Raw genomic sequence first — 24,802 nt, 5'->3', positions numbered from 1 at the left:
CACAAGGAAGGACTAGTAGCCGCAGCCTTTGCCGTGCTTGGCTGTGATGCTGCGCATGATCATGTGACCCACGACAAGTTGCAGATCCTCGACAATCTGCATGTCATGGATCGGGAAATGAACCGGCAAATCACACATGGAAAGCGCCTTGCCGCCGTCGAAGCCAAGGATGGCTATGGAATGCACGCCAAGCGCGCTCGCCTCCTGAAGCACGGCGAGAATATTTGGCGAATTGCCACTACCTGAGAGAACGATGAGCAGATCCCCAGGCTCCGCCAGCACGCGAAGCTGCTGAGAGAAAATTTGCTCGTAAGAAAGGTCGTTGCCAATACAAGAGACCACACCAACATTGGCAGTAAGAGCATTGGCACGGATCGCTTCGCGTGTACCCTTGAACATAGCAGCGCAGAAATCGTTAGCCATGTGCAACGCATTTGCCGCGCTTCCGCCATTGCCGCACAGAAACACTTGACGACGCTCCAATCGGGCTTTTTCCAATAAATCCACAAGCTTTTGCACGGGAGACCAGTCAGTCGTGGTGGCCGCTTGCGCGAGATTTTGGGCGTAGTTTGCGATGATGCTTGCAGTCTTCATGATGAAGGTTTTTTACTAGGTGCATTTAGTTGCCGCAGCGCATATTCACCTAGCTGTGCTCGCCGATGATTTAGCTGGCGGCACCCTGCACCTGTGGGCTGATAGATGCGTTCGAACCCGAATGCTCGTTGCGCTCGTGTGCAGTTTTTCATGCGGGCCTTTTGAAAAGCCCAAGGTATTAATGAAAAACTTCCGAATAGCTTCTGGTGTTGGCTGCACTTGCGAATGCTGCCAAGCAGACACTGTAGAATCCAAGAGCAACGCACGTCAAAACTTCTGCCATTCTCAACATTCAGACTCAGAATCTCAATGGGCATTTCCAGACAAGCTACCGCCCTCGGTAAGGAAACCGACAGATATTTAGTAAAGACAGTGTAAAACTGCTCACTGAAAAACGTGGAGCAGGTCATGGGAAACGAGCGACTTCTTTGATGGCGATTTCGCAACGTGTCAAGGTCTTGCATCCAAATGAGGCTCCACGAATCCTAGTCCTTCGACACGGACGTCAAACAATGCCGTTGTGAGAGGTACGCACGCTTCTGCTCGGCAATGTATGAGGCTGCGGTTGCGTGACACCATTCGGGCTGCCGTAGCACCCAAGTTTTCCATGCCCCCTTGAGTTGGTTCTCGACTCTTTTGGCGAGCGCCGACAGCTTGTCTCCCCGTCGCGCGGGCTTGATTTGACACAACACGTTCTCACGAACCTCAGGAGGCTCCAAGTCCAATGCACTCCGCCAGGCAGCCAATTCACCACGCATGTCAACGCCTTCTTTCAGCGAACTGGAAATGGAGGCATGAATGGCCAGGTAGAAACGCACCATGTCAACTGGGTGCTGCTCAAGCCTGCCGCCAAGCATCTTGCGCAAGCGGATGTAGTCGTTGTATATGGCACCAGGAATGGTCATAACCTTCACAGGGATCTGGTCATAACCGATGCTGTCCTTGGACTTTAGTTCATCGAAAAATGAAGAACTGCCGGGGAGCTTCAATTGAATGGCGCGGCCATTGCTGTGTTTTTTGGTGCAATATACGACCAGCGCCTCCGCCAGACAGGCAACTTTGCCACCATGAGCCAGCCATTGAAACGCGGAGGTATAATCCGGACTCATCGGAAGGAACTGGCGACCAGTGGTCGACCTTTCCACCTTCTCCGCCAAGGAGCGTCGTACCGCGCTGAGATGTGCAATGGGCAGAAAATGGCTCCATTCACTTGATTTTCCGCATAAAAAACGGTCGAGCACCTCGTCGCAACTGAGCATCTCGGTTCTTCGTGATGCAGGGGGCGTCCAAACTCGTCGAAACCGTCCCAAATCATCAAAGGAGTCACTTCCCCATGTGACCACATCAGTGGCTGAATCCTCAAAATACCGCACCAGAGTCTCGACGGCATGATGCTTCAAGAACTGTTTGTCCTCGAGCATCATGATCACATCCCCACGCGTGGCACGGAAGGCCGCGTCCCAGTTGTCCGGCATGGACAGTCCACCGGTCTTCACATAGCGGAGACGCGAATCGCTAAAGCGTGACACAACCTCATGTGTGGCAGTGGTTTCATCATTATCTGCCACAATAAGTTCAATGTTTCCATAGGACTGATCAAGGGCTAAACGTATGCAATCATCGAGCAAAAAAGCTCGGTTTTTGGTTGGCAGGGCGATGGAGACAAGTGGGGCGGGCATGGAAGTGAATCGAATCCGTGCGGCTCAACGGCGGCGCAGCCATGCATCAGGCCAGTGGGTGATCTGCGTGTTCAACGAGCTTTCATTGAAGACGTAGGGAATCTTTACCAGCTCAAACTCCGGGTGCGCTGTGGCGAATTGGTGCGCTGCGGCACTGGGATTGTCGTCGATCCAACTCGGCGCACCGCGTGGCACATCCGCCACCTCCTGCATGACGCCGTCCGTGGCCACGATGTAGGAGCCTGGACAAACGAGATCGCAATACGCCTCTAGCTCCGCCCGCACATGGTCGCGAAGATGGTTTGAATCTAGGATCACGAGAACTTTCTCTCCAGGGGCGATGAGGGCTTTCGCCTTCGCCACCGTATCTGGATCAATAGACGAGCCTTCAATGAGCGTGATTCTGTCGAAAAGCGGGTGCTCCTCAATGGCCTGACGGTTGTGCGGACGGATCTCGATGTCGATGCCGATAACTCGCCCCTTGGAGCGCATGGCCTCAAACAAGGAGGCGTAAAATACCAGCGAACCGCCGTGCGCGACACCAGTCTCAATAATCACATCCGGCTTGAGTTGCTGGATCACTTCCTGAATGCGGATCACATCCTCAGGCAGTTGGATCAAGGGCCTGCCGAGCCATGAGAAGGTGTATGGATATTTGGCGTTCCACCCCAACTTCACCCAAAGTGAGGAGACAAGGTTAAATGCCTCCACGCTGTAAAGGTTCATGGATCGCTCGCCGTCGGATGTCTGGTGGAGCAGTGTTTGCGCGTCAGTGTCAATGTGCAGTTGCATGGTTCAAAGAGGTACGAGGCATGGGGTAAAGCCATGCTGCCCAAGCGTGGCGTGTATTTCAGAAAGGTAGTTGGGATTCGCCACAAGGATCACTGGGATGTCCGCGATCCTTGGATCGTGTGGGGCGATGACTGGAATGCCGCTTCCGGGGATGAACTTGCCCTGCTTGGAAGGGTTGGAATCGATGATGAAAAGGGGATGTGGCGTGGACAGCACGCTGGCCAGGGAGACGCCTTTCGCGCCAGCGCCCCAGATGGCCCATCCGCCAGCGGCTCCGGCCTTTTCCAGATTCGCCGCCACAGCCTGTCGTGAACGCTCGATGTCCTCGGCAAAGTTTCGCAGCACCAAGCCCGCAGGCTTTAGGACTGGTGTGAAAGGATTCTTCGGCGGCACGGGTTTTAATTCGAGAGCTTGATACTGGCCGCTGAAGACCAGCCGCTGGTCGATCACCCCAAAGCCTGCCTGCTCTGCCAGTTGGCAGAGGGTGTCGGTCTTGAAGTAATTGCAGTGCTCGTAGAACACATCGTAAAAGGCGCGCTTCTCCACGATCCATTCCAGCGCCGGTGTTTCGATGTAAACGGCAGTTCCTCCGCCTGCGACGGCCATAGCATGCAGTGAGCGGAAAAAATCCCCGATCTCGGAGACATGCTCCACCACATGCCGACACACCACAAGATCAACGTGCCCCTTCACATCCGCAGCGGTGACATAGCGTCTGAAGAGGGTCACGCGCTCGTCGCTGTCGGAGACATCACAGGCGGTGTCATAGCCGGTCCCCGTGGCACCGGCATGCTCGCAGATCTGCTTGAGGAAGTCACCCCGGCCGCATCCGACTTCGAGCACGGTGCCACCCGGCTTCAGATAGCGTTCGGTGAGGGTCTGGGACAGCTCTTCCAGCAGTGACCGGAAACCCGTGGAAAAATGCTGGCAGTTCTCGTAGCGCTCATCATACGGGATTGCCCCGGCATCGAAAACGGCATTGAAAATGAGCCCACAGGCAGTGCATTCACACAGATCCATATCACGGCGGGTCACGGCCCTGGCCTCAGCACTTGAGGCAAAACGGTAGTTTGAGATCACGGGCTGCCGCGCCAGGAAATACCTCTCGCCAAGCGCTGCCGAACCGCACCCCGGGCAGGACGTCAAAGTCTCTGTCTGGTTGGTTTCGGCGGTAATCATCAGGCTCTCTATGCCGTCACCAGCAGACTGTCAATGAGGTGTTGCAGTCCGTCCTTCAGACTGGTTTTGGGGCACCATCCGGCCTGCTTTAACCGACGCATGTCTGCGACTGTCACAGGACTGGAATCATGCGCCAACTCTGCTGCCTGCCGCACGAGCTGGGGGGAGGCATTGGTGAGTTCCGCCATGAGCGCCGCTAGGTCGCGGATCGCCACGCCACGCCCGGAACCGATGTTGATCGCGCCTGTGTGGCGGCCCTCCATGGCCACGCACAGAGCCTCTGCCAGGTCGTCAATGTAGAGATAATCCTTCACACTGTCAGGAGTGCGCAGCGCCAGCGGCCTGCCAGTTCGCAGGCTTGTCAGCAGGGAGGTGCAGACTCGGTTTGCATGCTCGCCAGGACCATAAGGATAGAAGATGCGAAACCAGGCCCAATCGCCAGTTGCGTGACCGCGCAACCACTCGCACAGCGCCGCCTTGGCTTTTGAATACGGAAACTGCGGTGCCAAGGGGGATTGCTCTTCGTTCAGCGGCTCTGTGGAAGGCGCGTATTCGATACATGTTCCAGTTCCGGCTAGGTAGGGCACGCCAAGTTCCATCAGCTTGCGAAACCATGCTTTGCTCTGTTCGAGCCAGACCTCGTTTTCTGGGGACTTGAGATACACGCCCGGCTCGGCAATCCACGCGAGATGCAGAGCGGCTTCAGGTGCAAAACGTGTCACCTGATCCCATGGCGTCTCCGAGAGACTGCCGATCGCGACTTCGACGTCAGCTGCGATCTGCGCTGCAGGATCGCGGGTAAGTGCGAGGAGCCTATGACCACGCCGGATGGCCTCTGCACAAAAAGCGCGTCCAATGAAGCCCGTGGCACCGGTGACGAAGATTTTCATGCGAGTTCGCTCAATCCAGGCAGGACCGCGTCACGCGGCGAAAGGTTCAAAACGGGCAGCGGCCAAGCGATGCCAACCTCAGGATCATCGCAGCGCAATCCACGAGCCATCTCCGGCTGATAAAACTCCGACATCAGGTAAAAAAGCTCGCAGCTCTCCTCCTGGCACTGAAAACCGTGCGCAAAGCCCGCCGGGATGTAGAGCGCCCTCATGTTTTCGGCGGAAAGCTCTTCCGCATGCCATTTTCCAAAGGTGGGAGACCCCGGGCGCACATCGACGACCACATCCAGCACGCGTCCCGCCAGACAGCGGACGAGTTTGATCTCAGGCAGCGGCTCAGCCTGCCAATGCATGCCGCGGACGCTGCCTTTTTGCCGCGTGGCGGTGTGATTCTGCTGCACCCAGAGTGTGTTGAGCCCCTGGGCGGCGAATTCACGGTCACAATAAGTCCGCGCCAGGAAGCCGCGATCATCTCGGCGAGGTTCTGGCTCGACGATTAGAACGCCTTCGAGTGCCGTGGGGACAAATTTCATGCCACAGTCAGTTTCGGCAGTGGAATGACAAAACGACCGCCTTGGGCGCGGAACTCATGCTGCTGAGCCATGACTTCCTCGGCAAAGTTCCAAACGAGCAGCACGGCATAGTCCGGGCGGTGGGCAGCCAGTTCCTCGGCGGCCACGACGGGCACATGCAGCCCAGGACTGAGACGCCCTTGCTTGTAAGTACTCCGATCGGCGATGAAGGCGAGGTTCTTGGCCGCATCGCCAACGTAGTTGATCAGCGTGCTGCCCTTCGCAGAGGCTCCGTAGGCCGCGACGGTCTTGCCGGCCTGTTTTTGCTCCTCGAAGAAGGCGATCAAGTCCGCCTTCACGCGGGCGGCCTGCTCGCTGAAGCGTTGATAATACCCTGCGCTGCTGACTCCCTGGCTGGTTTCGGCATCCAAGGTTTGTTTCACCGTGTCGCGAATGGTCTCGACGTCTTTTTTGCAGGCGTAGAGGCGCAGCGATCCGCCGTGGATAGGCAGGCGCTCGACGTGGAAGACCTCCATGCCGTGACGAGCAAACAGCGGGATGAGCGGCGTGAGGGTGAAGTAATAGACGTGCTCGTGGTAGATCGTGTCGAACTCCACCTTGTCGATCATTTCAACGCCATAAGGGAACTCGAAGACCACCCAGCCATCCGGCTTGAGCAGTTCCGCAGCACCGGCGACGAAGTCATTCGTGTCCGGCGCATGGGCGAAGACGTTGTTGCCCAAAATGAGGTCGGCCTGGCCTTTTTGGCCGCGCAGAGCCTCTGCCGTGGCTTTGCCGAAGAACTCACAATGCGTCTCCACGCCGTTTCTGCGGGCCACCTCGGCAATGTTGGCCGCCGGCTCGAATCCGAGGCAGGGAACTCCCGCCTCAACGAAGTTCTTGAGCAGGTAGCCGTCATTGCTCGCGATCTCGATGACGAAGCTGTCCTTGCCGAGTTTCTTCTCAGCGATGTGCTTTTGCACGGCGACACGGGCGTGACGCAGCATGGCATCGGAGAAGGACGAGAAGTAGATGTAATCGCTGAAGAGATCGACGGGCGGCACGGTATCCGTGATCTGCATCAGCCAGCAATCACCGCAGACAAAGACGGCCAGCGGGAAGCGTGGCTCCGGCTTTCCGAGGTCTTCGGGGCGGAGCAGATTGTTCGCCAGCGGCTGAAGGCCAAGGTCGATGACTGGAAGGGAGCGGGTGGAGCCGCAGGAACGGCAGCGATAGGCGGCGGGCATGTTCGGAATCAGTTGGTCCACGCAAGGCCCGCATTCCGGGCCTGCTCGGCGTATTCAATGATTTGATGTCGGGTGAAAGCCAGCATGTCCGCCTCTTTTTCCGTGTGGCGGGTGCGATACCAGGCTGCGGTGGCCTCGGTGGCCGCCTGGAAGTCCCACACGGGACGCCAGCCGAGCAGGCGCGTGGCTTTTTCATGGCTCAAAGTCAGCCTTGTGGCCTCTGGCAGGGCGTTGGGATCGGGTCGAGCTTCCCAGCGGCCCGGCCAGGCTTCAAAGAAGGCCTTCACCACCTCACCCACGCTGCGTTCAGACTCGGGCGCGGGGCCGAAGTTGAGGTTAAGCAGCTCTTTCGATGAGGGATCGGCAAAGAGATGCTGCCCAACGCTCAAGTAACCGCTGAGGCACTCCAGCACATGTTGCCAGGGCCGTGTGGCGTTCGGATTCCGTAGAATGACCGGCTCTCCCGCCACCTGCGCCCGCACACAGTCCGGCAGGATGCGATCCGCCGCATAATCACCGCCCCCGATGACGTTTCCAGCCCGCACGGACGCGAGGCGTCCCCTGCCCTCTTCACGTGCGAAGAACGAGGCATGCCACGCCGCGACGACGAGCTCCGTGGCCGCTTTGCTCATCGAATACACGTCATGCCCGCCGAGCGGATCATCCTCGGAGAAAGGACGTCCGAGGTTTTGGTTGAGGTAACATTTGTCACTAGTGACGACGATGACCGGCGCGGTGCAGTTCGTGGCACGCACGGTTTCGAGCAGCAGCGCCGTGCCCCAGGCATTCACGGAAAATGTCTCCAACGGCTCCGCATACGACAGGCGCACCAGCGGCTGAGCGGCCAGATGCATGATCAAGTCCGGCTTGGCGGTCTCGATGGCCTTCGTGAGCGATTCGCGATCCCGCAGATCGGCGATCCATTCGTGCTCCAGCACGTCACGCGGGATGAAGTGCTTCAAATCCTCCGCATGCAACGGCGCGAGAGAATAACCGCTGACCTTCGCGCCGAGGGCGTGCAGCCAGAGCGTAAGCCAGGAGCCTTTGAATCCGGTGTGACCGGTCATGAGCACTCGTTTGCCTTGATAGGTGGAGCCGAACATCACCAGATTTTCCAGGGGGCGTTGCCGCTGTCCCACATTTTGTTGAGCATCTCAAACTCACGGTAGGTGTCCATGCACTGCCAGAAGCCGTCGTGGCAATACGCTTTCAACTGCCCGGTCTCCGCCAGCTTTTGGAGCGGTTCACGTTCGAAGATGCAATCGTCACCATTGAGGTAAGTGCGCACGGATGTGTCGAGCACCATGTAACCACCATTGATAAAGCCGGATTCCTGCTCCGGCTTCTCATTGAAGGACTGCACCGTCAGACCATCGAGCCCGAGCTCGCCGAAACGTCCGGCAGGACGCACCGCCGTCATGGTGACGAGCGCCTTTTGCTCATAGTGAAAACGCACTGAAGCGCTGATGTCGGAGTCTGTCAGCCCATCGCCATAGGTTAGCAGCACATCCTCGTCGCCGACATGCTGCATGGCGCGGAGCAAACGCCCGCCAGTCATGGTGTTCATGCCGGTTTCCAGCAGCGTGACGGTCCAGTCCTCCTCATCGTGAGCATTGTGATAGATGATCTGAGGACTGCGTCCGAGCTTGAGTGTCACATCACTCCGGTTCCAGAGGTAATTGCGGAAGTAGTCCTTGATGCTCTCCCCTTTGTAGCCCAGACAGAGGACGAAATCCTTGAAGCCATGCTGCGCATACGTCTTCATGATGTGCCAGACGATGGGCTGGCCGCCGATGGGCACCATGGGCTTGGGCCGGTATTCGGTTTCCTCGCGCAGACGGGTGCCCAGGCCGCCGCAAAGAATGATGACTTTCATGACAAGAGACGGGGCTGCTGGCAGGTGACTGCCTGGGGTTGTTGGGAGGGCATGTCGGTTTAAACAGGAATCAAGGCGCGGGGGACAGGAAGAAAAGCCAAAGTGGAATTTCCCACACGGGTGCGCAACCAAGAATCACAACTCTTTGGTAGACAATGAAACCGCCTGCTATTTCCCCTTTATTTTTCGGCAGGCATGGGCCAGAACCGTTGCTTGCAACCGAGCACTCCCCTGCCCTCCCGCCCCACCTGGCGCATCCTCCATTCCGAAGCCTCCCGCGGCTGGGGAGGCCAGGAGCATCGCGTGATGGCCGAATTGAGTGGTTTTCAAAAGCGCGGCTGCCCGGTGTGGCTGGCGGCGCATCCGCAAAGCCAGGTTCTCAAGCGTGCCCGGGATGCCGGGATGGGAACACGCGAATGTCTGTTTGATCGACGGATGCTGCCGCTGGACGCGATGCGGCTGGCGTTGTGGCTTCGACGCGAACGGATTCAGATCGTGAATACGCACAGCTCGCGTGATGGATGGCTGCTTGGGATTGCGGCGCGACTGGCGCGGACACCTCTGCTCATCCGCAGCCGCCACATTGATGTGAGCTATCCCAATCCGCGCGTTAGCAGACATGCCTTCACCACTTTTGCCGACCATGTGCTGACCACGAGCCAGAAGATCACCGATCACTTTCAAGAAATATTCCATCTGACCGGTGATCACATCACAACACTCCCCACCGGCATCGATGTGACGCGCTTTCATCCCAATGGAGCCAAGGCAGAGCTGCCTGTCCGGCAAGAACCGGGCGCGCCGCCGGTGATCGGCATGGTGTCAGTGCTGCGCTCGTGGAAAGGACACTTGGTGTTCTTCGAGGCGGTTCGTAAACTCCGCGAGTCTGGACTGGACTTTCAATGCGTCGTCGTCGGTGGTGGCGCGCCAGTGGAAGTTTTTGCCGGCATGGCACGGCAGCATGGCGTTGAGGACCAGGTGAAGTTTGCCGGACATCGCGAGGATGTGCCGGAGATCCTTCGTGCGCTGGATGTGCTGTGCATTCCCTCGGTGAAGCACGAGGGCGTCCCACAGATCGGACTTCAGGCCCTGGCCTGTGGCACCGCCGTGGTCGGGAGCGACTGCGGTGGCATTCCGGAGATCATACAAGACGGAATCACCGGCCGTATTGCCCCGGCGGGCGACGCAGACGCGCTCGCGGCGAGAATCGTCGAGGCAGTGACTCAAAAAGAGGCCACTGTGCGCATGTCCCGAGCGGGACGCGAGATGGTCGAGCAAAAACACAGCCTGGATTTCATGCTGGACCGGCTGGAGGAAATTTATCAAAGATACCTGGGAACACCGAATGGCTGAAAATGAACTGAATGTCGAGGATTACGCGCTGCTGGATAGCGGCGGTGGTCGTGTGCTGGAGAGATTGGGCAACATCGTGACCTCGCGTCCCTGCCCTGCCGCCTGGTGGCGACGCAAGCTGCCGGGCTCCGAATGGCGGAAGGCGGTGGACCTGAAACGTGAGCCACAGACACCGCAGCGTTTGAAAATCGGCTCCGTGCGCTTTCAGATGCCGCGTGGCGGCGCTGTGCGCGGCCTGGCACCGGAACTTCGTCCGCACTGGGAACGTGTGGGCGCTTTGTGTGCCGCCTTTGCGGAAAAAAACCGGTTACCGGCCCGGGTTCTGCATTTGTTTGGAGGCGCTGGCGGCATCACGCTAGCGGCGGCACAGGCGGGCGCGGCGGTCACGCATGTGGATGTGTCAGCAGAGGCGATCCAGCGCGTGCGCGAAAGCGCGGCTATCAATACGCTAGCCAACCGCGACATCCGCTGGGTGGTTGATGATCCGGTGAAGTTCGCGCAGCGCGAACGCACGCAAACAGTCCGCCACGATCTGATCGTGATTGATCCGTTCGTGCCTAAGGACGCGAAGCGTGGCAGTTTTGAGCTGGAGCGCGATCTGGGACCACTGCTGGGCACGGTCAGCGGCCTGCTTTCGGACAAGTCGATCGGAGTGATGCTGTTCTGCCGCCAGGGCAGTGTTTCACCCACGACGCTGCTCAATCTGATGCGCCAGGAGTTCAACGTCTTCGGTGGTGGAGTCGAAAGCGGCGAACTTCTGCTCAAAGGCATGGAAGACATGGCTGCGGTGCCTTGTGGCACATTCGCCCTGTGGCTGTCCAAACGAGACAAGGCCTGAGCGAAGCGGCAAGAATCATCAAACCTTGGTGAGCTGGCGGCGCAGGCTGATCTGCACAGCGGCGATGAGCACTGCGAGAGTGAAGAGAATCACAACGCTGTTAATCCACAGCGTGTTGTATTTCGTGTCCAGGTAGGTCTTGCGCGTGCCAAAGAAGACATTGGGGCTGGTTTTGCGCCGGTAGTCCTCACGCTCCATCTCCGCCTTGGTCACGAGGTCGAGCACCTTGCGGTTCACATAGACCTCCTCAGCGCTGACTCCGTCGTCCTGGGACAACATGCCTTCGAGCAGCGGAGGCTCGATGCGCCCGCTGAGCACGGCCTCGCGGATGGAGCCGAGCCGTTTGGAGATTTCACGCGGGTTTTCGGCGTAGAGGCCGGAGACGACGGCCAGCGACTGCTTGGTCAGTTCCAGTTCGTGGCGCTGCAAATCGGTCATGTCCGAACCAACCGGCGGCAGAAGCGACTGAATACGCTCATCGAGGAAATCCTGGTTCCGCGTGAGCGGATTGAGCTTCGACTGTGCGATGATGACACCCTCGTACGACCACCGCAGCGGCATGAACTGGCAGATGAAGGGCACCTTGAGCTTGCTGGCGGAATCTTCGTCGTTGCCGGCCTTTTTGAGCCAGCGCCCCACGGAATAGACGAGGTCGAGGTTCTTGTTCATCTCCTCGTATTTGATCAAGGCTCCGCCGAGGATGATCTGCGGGATCAAAATAAGCGGGATCGCGTTAACCGCAGTGCGGTTGTCGGTGACGATGCTGGAGATGAACAGCCCCAGGCACACGCCGGTGAGCGCGGTGAGGAACATCCACCAAAGATGGATCAGGAACATGTCCCGGATCTCGAGTACCCAGTTGCCGATCAGCAGGTAGATCACACACTGCGCCAGAGCGAAAGCGGAGAGAGAGATGATCTTGCCGGAAAGGTAGTAAAAGGTGCGCAGGTTGTGATTGCGCTCACGGTTCAGCGTGTGGCGGTCTCGGATGATCTCGTCAGCGCTGTTGGTGAGCCCCAGAAACATCGCCACCACGAGGCTCATGAACAAATACGTCGGGATGTGGAAGGCCGTGGCGAAGGTGTAATGCTCCTCCTCGGAGTACTTCAGCACACTGGAGATGAGATAGGCCAGCACCGGTGCCTCCAGCAAAGTGGTGAGCAGATTGGTGCGGCTGCGCAGCTTGCTGAGGAAGGCACGCTTCAGCAGCGTAGCAAACAAGATGCCCTCCTCGCGGAAAGTGTGCTTCGGCGGCTTCGGTGCCTGCCTCACGCGGTTCAAGCTCTGGCTGTCATCCCGTTTCGGCCGGGCGATGACGTTGGTGCTGCCCGGCGCGAGCTGCTGCTTCGCCATGCTTTCCATGATGAGATGCCTTTGATAAGCATCCCGCCAAAAATTCGGAGGGAAGCGGCGCGCGGCCACAAGATGGCCGTCAGCGCTGCGCTCCTGGATGATGTCGCCGCTGATGTCACGCAACGGCGTCTCCAGCACATCGAAGACGAAGTCAGGTGTGAGGTTGTCCGGCACTTTCGTGTCCGCGTCTCCTGCGTGGCCGGTTTCCGTGTGATAGACGCGCCAGAAATACTCCAGCATGCCCTGCGGCGTGCCGAAGAAGGCCATCTTGCCGCCTTTGTCGAGCAGCAGCGCCTTGTCGAACATGGCCAGCAGGCGTGAGCTGGGCTGGTGGATCGAGGTGAGAACGATCTTGTTGCGCGCCAGGCTGCGGATGATCTCCAGCACATGCTCGCTGTCCTTCGAGGACAGTCCAGAGGTCGGCTCGTCGAACAAATACACGTCGGAGATACCGATCATGTCGAGACCCGCATTGAGCCGCTTGCGCTCACCGCCGCTGAGGAATTTCTGCTGCGGCGTGCCCGCCAGGCGCTTGCGCAAGTCGGCCAGGCCGAGTTCCGCCAGTTTGGCATCCACACGTTTGCGGCGCTCCTCCGTCTTCAAATGCGGGCAACGCACTGCCACGGAGAAGTCGAGGTTCTCCTGCACCTTCAGCAGCGGGTCGAATGCATCTTCCTGCGGGATGTAGGCGATGTAGGGCGTGAGGTTGTGCAGATTGCCGTAGAGCGGCATGCCATTCATCAGCACCTCGCCGCCACGCGGCTTGAGCTGGCCGCCGAGGATGCGCAGCAACGTGCTTTTACCACAGCCGCTCGGCCCCATGACGCAGATCATCTCACCACGACGGGCGATGAAGCTCACGCCGTCCTGCGCGGTATCACGACCGTCGAAGCGATGACTGAGTTCACGCACCTCGATCTGGCGGATCGTGTTGCGCTCCTCCTCGATGATGCGGTCGGAAAAGTGGCAGCGGAGGTACTGGCCCTCGCCGAGGGTGATCGTGTCCCCGTCGTTGAGGGAGATGCGGTCACGCACCGGAATCTGGCCGATGTAGAGAGGCCGTGAAGAACGCAGCACCTCCAGCGTGCCGGTTTTCTGCGCGTAGTTGCACTCAATGCGCAGCAAAATCTCGCCATCGGTGTCCTCGGAGAGCAGAATGTCCCCTTCATCCAGCAAATCAGGCTTGTTGGAGACGAGATAGGTGTTGCGGCTGCCTTCGAGACGGAACTGGCCGCCAAACTCCTGGGCGCGCACGCGCAGATCACGCAGGGAGATCTCCACCTCGCCGTGCGCGATGATGCTATCCTCGATGGACGCCTCCACCACAGTGCCGCTGCTGAGTACGACGCCATTCAGCGTGGCCGGAGTGGTGCGCAGCGCCTCCACCGTGACGCCGAGGCCGAAGGTGAGGCGCAGGTTCGTGCCCCGCGCGCGCTGCGGGGCGATCTCCGCGTTGCCATTCTCCGAGAGCGTGAGGTAAATCTGCGTGCCGGAGAGCGTCTTCTTGGCGTTGAAGTAGGAAATCAGGTCGTTGTAGTCGAGCGTGACATCCTCCAGCACGACGCGCTCACCTGGATAGAGACGCGAAAACTCACCAGGCGGCTGACGGCGGCTGCGCACGAGAATTGAGATGCTGCCGGTGTTTTTCAGCAGCACGAGATTTTGGAAGCGAAACGCCACCACCGAGCAGTCGGCGGACAAGGACCGCAGCAACACGTCGCAGTTCTTCGAGGAGCCGATGCGCAGGGTGTCCAATGGCTGGACCCCCTTGCTGGAAAAGCCCTCCTCGGGCGGTTTGTCCCCCGCGTTGAGCTGATAGACGATGTCGATGGCCTGGGCGGCGATGCCCAGGTTCGTCATGAAAAGATAAAACTCCACCATCTGACGCTGATTCTGCTGCGAGCGCGAGATCAGCAGGTAGAGCTGCACCCCGAGCAGGATTTTCTGCTCTTGCGAGAGCTTCTGGCCGAGCTCCTTCGCCCGCTGCGTCAGATCCTGCGGGTGCTGCAACGCCTCGAAGTAAAGGCGGCGCATGTCGGCGTAAATGGCCTCGGGATAGTCGTAGCGCAGGTAGCCGAGGCTGGACTCGACTTCCTCCTCCTCAATGTTGCCATCCAGTTTGCTGAACGCGGCAAAGACCTCGATCAGCACCGGCAGCATCGTGTTGGCCGTGGCCGCAGAAGCGGCGGACAACTCAGGCTGGCCGTTCAACAGCCGTGCCCAGCGCTCCAGCGACCACCAGGATGACTTCGCAGCGCCACCTGAGGAGGTGGTCGTGCCTTGGGTGGTGGCGGACTTGTCTGGCAGGCTCATCAGGGGAGTTTCGGGCGCGATTATGGAGGCCGTTTCAACAAACACAACCCGCGAGACGAAAGGATCACTCCTACGACACAAAAAATGCGGCCCGGTTTTCGGGCCGCATCGAATTCGAGAATGCATCAAACTAGATCAGACGCCACGCCAGTCACGAGGCGGCGGCCCTTCACGACCGCGCTCATGACCCTGCGGCGGGCGCTGCGGACCTGGCCGCTGATCAAACTGCGGACGCGGCCCCCGAAGTTCCTCATGACCACGCGGCGGTGGCGGGCCACGCATGCCCTCTTCACGCGATCCCTGTGCCATCGGCGGCGGGCCATGGCGCTGGAAGCGAGGGTTAAACTGTGGACGTGGGCCGCGCGGTTCTTCACGGCGGTCATCCAAGCGCGGGCCGCTGAAACGCTGCGGCTCCTGCAAGCGCCCTTCAAAACGACGCTCAGGCCCCTGCCCCATCATCTGCGGCCCATGACGATGCTCTTCCCCGCGCGGTCCACCCTCGAACTGCGGACGAAAACCTCCTCCGCCACCGCGCTGCCCGGAAAAACCACGCTGGGCAAAGTTCTGCGGGCCGTGGCCGCGTGAATGCGGACCACCCAGCTGCGGACGATCCCCGTGAGGCCTTCCCACCTGCTCACGGCGTCGGTCTTCACCACGCGGAGAGTTGTTCATCGGGCCACGATCGCCATCACGGCCTTGCATCTCGCCGCGAGGGTGATCCCCCTCGGGTCTGCCTGCCTGATCACGGTCACGATGCTCAGCACGCGGAGGGTTCATCGGGCCACGGTCGCCGTCGCGACGATCGGGTTCACCACGCGGGCGCTCTCCATCGGGACGCCCTGCGTTCTCGCGGCCAGGTTGGTCGCCACGCGGATGGTGCATCTCTGCTTGATGTTCTTCACGTCGGGGCTGCTCACCACGAGGACGCTCCCCTTCCCTGGGATTCTCCGCCTGCGGGCGGCGTTGCGGCTCACGCGGATGGTTCTCACGCGCGGGCGGAGGCATCTCGCGGCGCTCGCCTTCACGCGGTTGGTCGCGCCGGGGTTCCCCGCGTTCCGGTGCTGGGTTGGCGCGTGGCTTTTCTTGCTCACGCCGTTCGACGGAGGGTTGGGGAGTTTCAGCAGCGGGCGGGGCCGCCGGTGGGCTTTCCTGGGCCTGCAAGGATGTGACGCAGAGCGCCACCAGGCCGCAAAGCCGGTTCAAGACGTAGGTTCGTGGTTTCATGGGCTGAGTGTTGAGTTCGGGAGCGGGGTTCAACCGTCTCAACGCCACCACCACCGGTTCTTGTGTGAATCTGCGGAAAAAAAAAGCGTGGCGCAACCTTTGCATCGAACGCATTGCCTTTGGCCGCGCCCCCGTTATTCTGCCGCACATGTCCGCCACCGACACCGAGCCGCGCATCGAGCCGGCCACCATTGAAGACCTCCCTCAGCTCGTGGAGCTGCTCGTCGCCCTCTTCAGCGAGGAGGAGGACTTCCGTCCGGACAAATCGAAGCAGGAGCACGGCCTGCGTCTGATTTTGGAGCAGCCAAACCGCGGCCGCATCTTCGTGCTGCGCACGGACCACAAGGTCATCGGCATGGTGAACCTGCTCTTCACCATCAGCACGGCCGAGGGCGGCCTCGTCGTTCTCATGGAAGATGTCATCGTCCATCCGCAGCATCGCCGTCAGGGCTACGGCGGTCGTTTGCTGGAGCACGCCATCGAGTTCGCCCGTGAGAAGCGCTTCCGCCGCATCACCCTGCTCACCGACCGCATCAGCGCCGAGTCGCAGGCCTTTTTCCAGAAGCACGGCTTCCAGTTCTCCAAGATGATCCCCATGCGCCTCGTCTTTGACGGTGCCTGAGCCCGCCGCCATGCCTCCCCACCTCCTCGCCTTTCTACCACGGCCCGAAGGCGGCACGAGCAAGATCCCGCGCGAGTGGGCGGCGGCCTCCGACTGGTTCGTGCTTTTCACCCTCGGCACGCTGCTTTTTCTGCTGGGCGCCTTCGCTGCCTGGGCCTGGCTGATCTGGCGCCGCACCACGAAGCCAGAGCCCCATGTCCGGCTCCTCATGGAGCTGGAAGACGCGTCCGAACGCGAAAAACACACCACCCCACGCCCCGACGATGCGGAGACCGCCGCGCCCTGGGAAAAATCCGCCGACTGGTGGAAGAAAGCGCACGATTGAGCCACGCATGAGCGATCAGCGCCCATTTTTCCACGGCTGGCGTGCCCGTGCGCACTACCTCACGCGAAACCGCCGCTTCCTGCTGCGCACCTCCGCCGTCATCATCGCTCTCGGCATGATCGCCGCCAGCGCCATCGTGCTCGTCCGTCACCAGGAGGAGGACCACGGGCCGGGATTCACCGTCTCCCCGGCCCTGAACCTCGTGCATCAGGAGTATCACCAGCTCCGCCACGCGCAGGAGCCGCGGCCACGCCAGCTCTCCGTCTGGCTGCGCCGCCTGCTCGCGCAGCTTCCCAAACTCCTCGATGGCGACGAATCCGGCGAGTACCAGGGCTTCATCACCACGGGCGTCCTCACCGGCTATCACATCGCCGAGCTCATCAACCAGCACGCCACCACCGACGCGCCCGCTGGTCTGTTCCGTGATTTCCTCGCCACAGCGCTCGGCGCGGATGAGGCGGCGTTTGAAAAAATCGAGCGAAAAGCCAAAACGCAACCGCCACCGATGCTCGCCGCCGAGCTGTTTGGCAGCATTCAAAAGCGCCGGGGCCACACCGCCGCCGCCATGCAGGCCTTTTATCTCGAAGGTCTGCACTTCACCGATGCCACCGCCGCCCGTGAGGAGGCGCTGCGCCTCGCCGTTACTTTGCGAGATCTCAACATGCTGCGCAGCATCGCCACCCAGCCCGGCTGGGTCGAAGCCTGTCATCCCCTGCTCCAGCACCACGCTGGAGCATTGCTCGGCGACGTGTGGATGCAGTGGCGCGGCCTCATTCATCACCGCATCAGCGCCATCCCCTACGGCATGCTCGCCCTGGCCTTCTTCGTCGCCGCGCTGTGGTACTTCATCCTCGTGCAGCACAGCGACCACGCCCGCTGGCGCTGGGCGCGGCCCATGCCCGCCCTCATGGCCGGCGTGTGCAGCGTGTGGCCCACGCTCACCATCCTGGCCTACCAGGAATACAACCAGGGCATGACCCCCGACGCGCCATTCCCGCACGATCTGATCTACTACCTCGTCGGCGTCGGCTTGCGGGAGGAAGGCTGCAAGCTCCTGCTCTTCTCCCTCTTCATGCCCTGGCTGCTGTGGCGGCGGCAGCCCGGCCTCGCCCTGCTCACCGGCGCGTTTGTCGGCCTTGGCTTCTCGCTGGAGGAAAACATCGGCTACTACCAGGACTACGGCGGCACCATCGCCTGGACGCGCTTCCTCTCCGCCAACTTCCTCCACATCTCCCTCACCGGCCTCTGCGCCCACAGCCTCTATCGCATGCTGCTCACCCGCTTTGCCCATGCGGAGGAGTTCATCGGCACCTTCATCGCCGCTGTCGCCGCCCACGGAGCGTACGACTGGCTCGGCACCGGCAGTCTTGATGACAACGGCTGGCTCTCAATCGTCGTGCTCGTCCTCACCGTCTCGCGTTTCATCGACCAGCTCGCCTTGGAGACCCGGCCCACCCGCCTCACCATCTCCCCCCGCGCCGTCTTCACCTTCGGCTCCGCCGCGTTGATCGCCCTCTCCTTCATCCTCGGCGCTTGGACCACCCGATCCATGGAAGGCGTCGCCACCGCCGGCCAGGAATGCCTCAGCATGGTCCCCATCGCCCTGCTCTACTGGCGGAAGTTTGAGAACGTGTGAGGCGAGGGATCAATGCCACTGCCTTGAGAATGCGGACATCAGTAACCCACAACCAATCCTGCCGGAGATCGCGGGTTATGAGACAGAGACAGGTCGAATGAAGCAAACCGTTTGCTGTGCGAGGTGTCCCGAACCACCAGTTGCGCAGCAACTGGCCTCCTTCCCCAACCCACCATGAAACTCACTTTCTGCGGTGCCGCCGGCACCACCACCGGCTCCAAGCATCTCATCGAGGTCAACGGTCAGCGCATCCTGCTCGACTGCGGCCTGTATCAGGGACGACGGCACGAGTCCTTCGAGCGCAATCGCGATTTCCCCTTTGATCCGGCCAAGATCGACGTGGTGGTGCTCTCCCACGCGCACATCGACCACAGCGGCAATCTCCCGCACCTCTGCAAACGCGGCTTCACCGGCAACATCTTCGCCACCCCCGCCACACGCGACCTGTGCAGCATCATGCTGCCGGACGCGGCACACATCCATGAGAGCGACATCAGATGGCTCAACCGCCATCGCAAGCAGGACAAACTGCCGCTGCTCGAAGCCAGTTACTCAATGATCGATGCGGAAAAATGCCTGCGGCAGTTTGTTTCCATCGGCTACCACCGGCCCATGATCATCGCCGACGGCGTGAAGATGACTTTGATTGATGCTGGCCACGTTCTTGGCTCCGCGCAGGTCATTCTCGACATCGACGACAAGCAGACCGGCAAAAAGTCACGCCTACTGTTCTCCGGCGACATTGGCAGGCCTGACAATGACCTCCTGCTCGATGCCGAGCCCTGCGAGAACATCGACCACGTCATCATGGAGAGCACCTATGGCGGGCGGCATCACGAACTCTCCACCAACGCCAAGGAGCACCTCTGCCAGATCATCCGCCGCATTTTGCAGCAACGTGGGAAGCTCATCATCCCCGCCTTCGCCGTCGAGCGCACGCAGCAGCTCCTCTTCACGCTGGATCATCTGCGGCATGAGCAGAGCTTCCCGCCCATCCCCACCTTTGTGGACAGCCCGCTGGCCGTGAAGGCCACGGAAATCTTCCGCCTGCACATCGACGACCTCAAACCCGCCGTGCGCGACGCCATCTTCATGCGCAACGACCCCTTCGGCTTCGAGGGCTTGCAACTCGTGCGCAGCGTGGATGAATCCAAGAGCCTCAACAAGATCAAGGGTGCCGCCATCATCATCTCCGCCTCCGGCATGGCCGAGTCCGGCCGCATTTTGCATCATCTGCGCAACAACGTCGAAAACGAGCGCAACATCCTGCTCTTCGTCGGCTACTGCGCCGAAAACACGCTCGGCTGGAAGCTGCGCGAAGGCCACAAACACGTCAGCATCCTCGGCGACGAGTTCCAGGTGAACGCCGATGTCGAAATCCTCGACTCCTTCTCCGGCCACGCCGACCACGACGAGCTCCTCGGCTGGTTCGACCGCGTCCAAGGCCCAAAGAAACGCGTCTTCCTCGTCCACGGCGAACCCGAACGCTCCAGCGCCCTCAAAGCCGCGCTGGATGTGAAACACACCACAGGCAGTGTGGAGGTGGCGGTGATGGGACAGCAGGTGGAGCTGTAAACTCAGCTCCCAGCATCTATGAACCACGCGAAGAATAGCAAATGGCGGGCAGGGCGAATAGCCGCCACGATCCTTTTTACTGGGGGCATATTTTGGGTGTGGCGCTTGTTTCCTCGAAACGATCCAAAGGAATCCATCCCTTATCTGTTGGGTCTCGTTGTTTGGCTTTTTTGGGCAGTGCGAGCAGCGGGTTACGGATCACCAAGGTTTCATCGCTGTATCTGGATATTGTCTCTCTTGTTCCACCTTGGATGGGTGTGGCTAGCAGCAGCAGGCACCGTGTTGTCGGGAGGGTTCTTGCTGGCTTCGAATGCCATTCATATTCTTTGGTGCTTATTTGCATCCATGTTGTCATTCGCCTTCGCAGTAGGCGGAGACAAACCATGAAGCACCTCTGATGAAAGGCGACGCCTTGAGCGCGAATGCCGTGCTTGCTTGGAATTCTCAGTTCCAGCGCTCCGTAGGAGCGCTGCATTGAGCAGGATGCTATCCGCCACAAAACCCAGGGCTGCGCCCTGGGCTGAATCCTACGGGCCGTTGGCCCGATAAAACACCTTATCGAGTTTGGAGCCGCCATTTCCCGCAAGCCGCTCGAACCGGTGGCGTTTTCTCGCCTCGCATGCTTTCATCGCCCCCAACCATGACCTCCCGCCGCCATTTCCTTTCTGCCACCACGGCAGCCTTTGCCGCCTCGTCGTTTCACATCTTCGGCGCTGATCCGGCGAAGAAATACCGCACGGCGTTGATCGGTTCCGGCTGGTGGGGGATGAACCTCTTGAAGGAGGCGCTGGCTTCAGGACGCGTGAAGGTCTGCGCCCTCTGCGATGCGCATGAGGACGTAGCCTCGAACGCGGGTGATGATGTGAATGGACTCTCCGGTGACGATCCGAAGCTGTACAAGGACTACCGTGAGCTGTTGGAGAAGGAGAAACCCGAGATCGTCATCATCGCCACGCCGGACCACTGGCATGCGCTGCAAACCATCGCCGCGTGCAAAGCGGGCGCGCATGTGCTGGTGGAAAAGCCGACGGGACACACGATCAACGAGAGCAAGGCGATGGTGAAGGCCGCACGCGAGGCTGGCGTCGTCGTGCAGGTGGGTTTGCACCGCCGCATCGGCCCGCATCACGTTGAGGCGATGAATTTCCTCAAGTCCGGCGCTGTCGGCAAGGTCGGCATGGTGCGCGCTTTTGCCATCAGCAAGGGCGGAGCCGAAGTGCCGAAGCCGAACAGCAAAGTGCCCGAGGGCATGGACTGGGACATGTGGTGCGGCCCCGCGCCAATGCGCCCCTTCAACACCAAGCTGCACCCCGGCGGCTGGCGGCATTTCCTCGATTACGCGAACGGCACCATGGGCGACTGGGGCGTGCATTGGCTCGACCAGGTGCTGCTGTGGAGCGGCGAGAAAGGCCCGAAGAAAGTCTTCTGCACCGGCGGCAGAAACATCGCCGGACCCGCCGTGCTCAATGACACCGAGCAGACCACCGACGCGCCGGATCATCAGATGGCCACGTTCGAGTTCGAACAGTTCACCGCCACCTGGGAGCACCGCAAATTCGCCGACAACAACAACGAGAAGCACAAGATCGGCTGCTACTTCTACGGCGAGAAAGGCGTGCTCCACATCGGCTGGCGCGACGGCTGGACCTTCTACCCCGTGAATCCGAAGGAAGGCGAAAAGCACGGCAATCACCAGCTTCAAGAGCCCGACGGCCACAACATCGCCCTGCTGTGGGCCGATTTCATCGACGCCATCGAGAAAAAGCGCAAGCCCGTCGCCGACATCGAAAGCGCCCACCGCTCCTCCTGCCTCCCCATGCTCGGCATGCTCAGCTACAAAGCCGGTCGCAGCATCCAGTGGGACGCGGAGAAGGAAGAGATCGTTGGGGATGCTGAGGCGAGCAAGTTGCTGAGCCGCGAATATCGCGGCGAGTGGAAGTATCCCGTGTAGGCGAAGCCAATCCTACTCGTCCTCCTACTCGTCCTCGATTCTGCCACGCCGCGGCATCATGAACGATCACTCCATTCCATCGTGCGTTTTCACGATGTTCGACTTCTCATTTCGCCACCACACGCAATGATCGCCAAGGCGCTCACGCCCGGTTGATCTTCCATGCCGAGTAAGTCGCCACGATGAACACCACGGCCACCACACCCGCCTTGAGCCAGGCTGGGCCATGATCTGCGCCGGGCTCCAACCCACCGGAGAATACGAACGTCACAGCCGAGTAAAAAAGTGTCTCAAAGACACCACACAAGAGCCCTCCCTCTCCCAACAAGCCGATCGTCAAACCCAGCCCCACCAAACCGCCGGGTATCCCGAGCCAGGGATGCAATCGCGCAGCAAGCAAGCCTCCAGCGATCGCACCGACGATGATCATCGGGAACGCACCCAAGACCAGCAAACCCTGCCCCAATCCTCGCGGACCCGGCCCTCCCGGAGAAGGCGGCAGCTTGGGTGGATTCAGGCGTGTCCAGTCTGGAAGAGGAATCATGAGCTTGCCCGCACTCAAAGGCCGGGCACGGAATACGGCAACACCGAAGAAGACTCGTTCCTGCCCTCAAAACTCAGGCTTCCTCAATCCATTCTTGCCCTCCGCCCTCGTCCATCCTACCTCCCCTCATGCCCCGCAACTACACGCTGCATCACGCTCCCGACTCCGCCCCCCGCATCGACTATAAAGCGGAGCTGAACGAGCAGCAGTATGCCGCCGTCACCAGCCCACCGGGGCAGGCGCTGGTCATTGCGGGAGCAGGTTCGGGCAAGACGCGCACGCTCACCTACCGCGTGGCCTGGCTTCTCGATAACGGCATCCCGCCGGAGTCCATCCTGCTGCTCACCTTCACCAACAAAGCCGCGCGGGAAATGCTGGAGCGCGTGCAGGCGCTCGTCACCACGGACACCACGCGCCTGTGGGGCGGAACCTTCCACTCCATCGGCAATCGCATCCTGCGCTACAACGCCGAGCGCCTCGGCTACCGCAAAGGCTTCTCCATCATGGACCGCGAGGATCAGAAGGACCTCATGGAGACCGTCATCGGCGCCAGCGGCATCGACGTCACCAGCTACAAGTTCCCCAAGGCCGAAGTCCTCGGCGACATCTACTCGCTGGCCGACAACACGCTCACCAAGCTCCCGGAGATCATCACCTCACGTTATCCTTACTTCGAGCAAGTCGCCGAGGGCATCCTGAAGCTGCGCAAGCTCTACCAGGACAAGAAGCGCGAGACCAACTGCATGGACTTCGACGATTTGCTGTCGCTCACCGTGCAGCTCCTGGAGGAAAACGAAGATCTGCTGGAGCGCTACCGCCGCCAGTTCGAGTTCATCCTCGTCGATGAGTATCAGGACACCAACAGCCTCCAGTGCCGCTTCATCGAGCTGCTCACCGGCCCGCAGGGAAACCTCACCGTCGTGGGCGATGACGCGCAGTCCATCTACTCCTGGCGCGGCGCCGATGTCTCGAACATCCTCAACTTCGAGGAGCACTGGCCGCGTGCCCGCACGCACAAGATCGAGATCAATTACCGCAGCGTGCCCGAGGTGCTGAATCTCGCCAACGCCGCCATCGCCATGAATCGCGGCCAGGTGCCGAAGACGCTGCGCCCCGCCCGCGAGTCCAGCGGCACGCTGCCCGCCCTCGTCGCGCTCGATTCCTCCTCCGCGCAGGCCGCCTTCATCGCCCAGCGCATCCTCGAGTTGCAGGACGAGCAGGGTCTCGACCTCAACGACATCGCCATCCTCTACCGCGCCCACTTCCACAGCATGGAGGTGCAGATGGAACTCACCCAGCGCGGCATTCCGTTTCAGATCACCAGCGGCTTGCGCTTCTTCGAGCAGGCCCATGTCAAAGACGTCGCCGCCTTCATGAAGTTCGCTGTGAACCGCCAGGACGAGGTCAGCTTCATGCGCATGGTCCGCCTCATCCCCGGCATCGGCAACGCCAGCGCCGTCAAACTCTGGACCGACTGGCTCAAAAGCGACGCCGCCAAATCCGAAGCCATGCCCGCCAGCTTCTCCGAGATTCTGCTGCCGCTCAAAGTGCCGAAGAAGGCCAAGGAAACCTGGGATCAGGTCGCCTACGTGCTCGATGAAATGATCGGAGCCGAAGGCCGGCCCGCCGCCCCTGCCCTGATGATCCGTAGCATCGTCGAAGGCGTGTACGAGGACTACATGAAGACCAAGTTCAAAAACTACGAGCAGCGCCAGCAGGACCTCGAACAGCTCAGCAACTTCAGCGACCGCTTCACCGATCCCCTCGAATTCCTCAGCCAGCTTTCCCTGCTCAGCGGTGTCGATACCGACAACAAACCCGACCAGCAGCCGCAGGACCGCGACGCCGTCACGCTGACGACCGGCCATCAAGCCAAAGGCCTCGAATGGAAAGTCGTCTTCGCCATCTGGCTCGCCGACGGCATGTTCCCCCACAAACGCGCCATCGATGAAGGCGGCGACACCGCCCTCGAAGAAGAACGCCGCCTCTTCTACGTCACCGTCACAAGAGCCAAGGACGAACTCTACCTCACCTACCCCGTCATCAATCACCAAGCCCGCGACGGCGACATCATGATGCGCCCCAGCCGCTTCATCACCGATCTGCCGAAGGATCTCGTCGAGGTGTGGAATGTGAAGAGCGGGTGGTGAGCGGAGCCGCAGGCAATCCTACTCGTCCTCCTACTCGAACTCGTCCTCGATTCTGCCGCGTCGTTCCAAGTTTAAGGTTTTAAGTTCCAAGGCACGGAGATCCCAAGGAGAGACACTTGCCAAGTGCCGCAGCCCCCACGGGACTTGGC

Annotated in this window: 20 protein-coding genes; 8 read left to right on the top strand and 12 right to left on the bottom strand. The window is 60.4% G+C overall.

The annotated features are described in order from the left end of the window. Positions 1–12: 12 nt before the first annotated feature. From ACILSI_RS05550 to rfbF, 9 genes are all read right to left on the bottom strand, one after another. Entirely contained in the window at positions 13–594 is a 582-nt protein-coding gene (locus tag ACILSI_RS05550; protein ID WP_395720859.1) for an SIS domain-containing protein, read from the bottom strand. A 485-nt stretch (positions 595–1,079) separates the two neighbouring features. Continuing rightward, positions 1,080–2,273, bottom strand: a complete 1,194-nt coding sequence (locus ACILSI_RS05545; RefSeq protein WP_395720858.1) for a glycosyltransferase family 2 protein — start codon at positions 2,271–2,273, stop codon at positions 1,080–1,082. A gap of 24 nt (positions 2,274–2,297) precedes the next feature. Next, complete coding sequence (locus tag ACILSI_RS05540) at positions 2,298–3,065, bottom strand: cephalosporin hydroxylase family protein (protein ID WP_395720857.1); 768 nt, start codon at positions 3,063–3,065, stop codon at positions 2,298–2,300. A 3-nt stretch (positions 3,066–3,068) separates the two neighbouring features. Then, entirely contained in the window at positions 3,069–4,100 is a 1,032-nt protein-coding gene (locus ACILSI_RS05535; protein ID WP_395720856.1) for a class I SAM-dependent methyltransferase, read from the bottom strand. 152 nt (positions 4,101–4,252) lie between these two features. Further along, positions 4,253–5,134 carry an NAD-dependent epimerase/dehydratase family protein gene (locus tag ACILSI_RS05530; RefSeq protein WP_395720855.1) on the bottom strand — a complete coding sequence of 294 codons (882 nt, stop codon included), beginning with the start codon at positions 5,132–5,134 and terminating at the stop codon, positions 4,253–4,255. Further along, positions 5,131–5,667, bottom strand: a complete 537-nt coding sequence (gene rfbC / locus ACILSI_RS05525) for a dTDP-4-dehydrorhamnose 3,5-epimerase (RefSeq protein ID WP_395720854.1) — start codon at positions 5,665–5,667, stop codon at positions 5,131–5,133. Before rfbC ends, ACILSI_RS05530 begins: the two co-directional genes overlap by 4 nt. After that, on the bottom strand, positions 5,664–6,914 hold the full coding sequence (locus tag ACILSI_RS05520) for a methyltransferase domain-containing protein (protein WP_395720853.1): 1,251 nt from the start codon (positions 6,912–6,914) through the stop codon (positions 5,664–5,666). The genes rfbC and ACILSI_RS05520 overlap by 4 nt, the downstream gene beginning before the upstream one ends. Further along, positions 6,902–7,996: a CDP-glucose 4,6-dehydratase gene (gene rfbG / locus ACILSI_RS05515; RefSeq protein WP_395720852.1), complete on the bottom strand. Its 1,095-nt coding sequence runs from the start codon at positions 7,994–7,996 to the stop codon at positions 6,902–6,904. Before rfbG ends, ACILSI_RS05520 begins: the two co-directional genes overlap by 13 nt. Further along, a complete protein-coding gene (gene rfbF / locus ACILSI_RS05510; protein WP_395720851.1) occupies positions 7,996–8,769 on the bottom strand; it encodes a glucose-1-phosphate cytidylyltransferase in 774 nt (257 codons plus the stop codon). The genes rfbG and rfbF overlap by 1 nt, the downstream gene beginning before the upstream one ends. Positions 8,770–8,964: 195 nt before the next feature. On the opposite strand from rfbF, the gene ACILSI_RS05505 reads away from it, so the two are divergent. Both ACILSI_RS05505 and ACILSI_RS05500 read left to right on the top strand, forming a co-directional pair. Continuing rightward, complete coding sequence (locus ACILSI_RS05505; protein WP_395720850.1) at positions 8,965–10,122, top strand: glycosyltransferase family 4 protein; 1,158 nt, start codon at positions 8,965–8,967, stop codon at positions 10,120–10,122. Then, positions 10,115–10,960 (top strand): RsmD family RNA methyltransferase, encoded by an 846-nt coding sequence (locus ACILSI_RS05500; RefSeq protein ID WP_395720849.1) that lies wholly within the window; start codon positions 10,115–10,117, stop codon positions 10,958–10,960. The genes ACILSI_RS05505 and ACILSI_RS05500 overlap by 8 nt, the downstream gene beginning before the upstream one ends. Before the next feature lie 18 nt (positions 10,961–10,978). Here the strand turns inward: ACILSI_RS05500 and ACILSI_RS05495 are convergent, their stop codons facing one another. Further along, on the bottom strand, positions 10,979–14,626 hold the full coding sequence (locus ACILSI_RS05495; protein ID WP_395720848.1) for an ATP-binding cassette domain-containing protein: 3,648 nt from the start codon (positions 14,624–14,626) through the stop codon (positions 10,979–10,981). Positions 14,627–14,761: 135 nt separating this feature from the next. Then, the gene (locus ACILSI_RS05490) at positions 14,762–15,850 is read right to left on the bottom strand and encodes a hypothetical protein (RefSeq protein ID WP_395720847.1); all 1,089 of its coding nucleotides are present in this window, start codon (positions 15,848–15,850) and stop codon (positions 14,762–14,764) included. 148 nt (positions 15,851–15,998) lie between these two features. Between ACILSI_RS05490 and ACILSI_RS05485 the strand changes: the two genes are divergently transcribed. The 5 genes from ACILSI_RS05485 (at position 15,999) to ACILSI_RS05465 (ending at position 21,959) form a co-directional block, all read left to right on the top strand. Beyond that, positions 15,999–16,472, top strand: a complete 474-nt coding sequence (locus ACILSI_RS05485; RefSeq protein ID WP_395720846.1) for a GNAT family N-acetyltransferase — start codon at positions 15,999–16,001, stop codon at positions 16,470–16,472. A gap of 10 nt (positions 16,473–16,482) precedes the next feature. Then, on the top strand, positions 16,483–16,797 hold the full coding sequence (locus ACILSI_RS05480) for a hypothetical protein (protein WP_395720845.1): 315 nt from the start codon (positions 16,483–16,485) through the stop codon (positions 16,795–16,797). 7 nt (positions 16,798–16,804) lie between these two features. Then, positions 16,805–18,433 (top strand): PrsW family glutamic-type intramembrane protease, encoded by a 1,629-nt coding sequence (locus tag ACILSI_RS05475; RefSeq protein ID WP_395720844.1) that lies wholly within the window; start codon positions 16,805–16,807, stop codon positions 18,431–18,433. A gap of 174 nt (positions 18,434–18,607) precedes the next feature. Next, a complete protein-coding gene (locus ACILSI_RS05470) occupies positions 18,608–20,008 on the top strand; it encodes an MBL fold metallo-hydrolase RNA specificity domain-containing protein (RefSeq protein ID WP_395720843.1) in 1,401 nt (466 codons plus the stop codon). Positions 20,009–20,648: 640 nt separating this feature from the next. After that, positions 20,649–21,959, top strand: a complete 1,311-nt coding sequence (locus ACILSI_RS05465; RefSeq protein WP_395720842.1) for a Gfo/Idh/MocA family protein — start codon at positions 20,649–20,651, stop codon at positions 21,957–21,959. Between the two features lie 142 nt (positions 21,960–22,101). On the opposite strand, the gene ACILSI_RS05460 is transcribed toward ACILSI_RS05465, so the two are convergent. Further along, positions 22,102–22,503 (bottom strand): hypothetical protein, encoded by a 402-nt coding sequence (locus ACILSI_RS05460; RefSeq protein WP_395720841.1) that lies wholly within the window; start codon positions 22,501–22,503, stop codon positions 22,102–22,104. Between the two features lie 128 nt (positions 22,504–22,631). Here ACILSI_RS05460 and ACILSI_RS05455 point away from each other — a divergent pair, with 128 nt between their 5' ends. Then, positions 22,632–24,653, top strand: a complete 2,022-nt coding sequence (locus ACILSI_RS05455) for an ATP-dependent helicase (protein ID WP_395720840.1) — start codon at positions 22,632–22,634, stop codon at positions 24,651–24,653. Positions 24,654–24,802 lie beyond the last annotated feature (149 nt).

Origin of the sequence: Prosthecobacter sp. (assembly GCF_044232965.1) — a bacterium.
In the GTDB taxonomy this organism is placed as follows: domain Bacteria; phylum Verrucomicrobiota; class Verrucomicrobiia; order Verrucomicrobiales; family Verrucomicrobiaceae; genus Prosthecobacter.
Note: the sequence above shows the minus strand (reverse complement) of the source record. Positions and strands in the feature narration are given on the sequence as shown.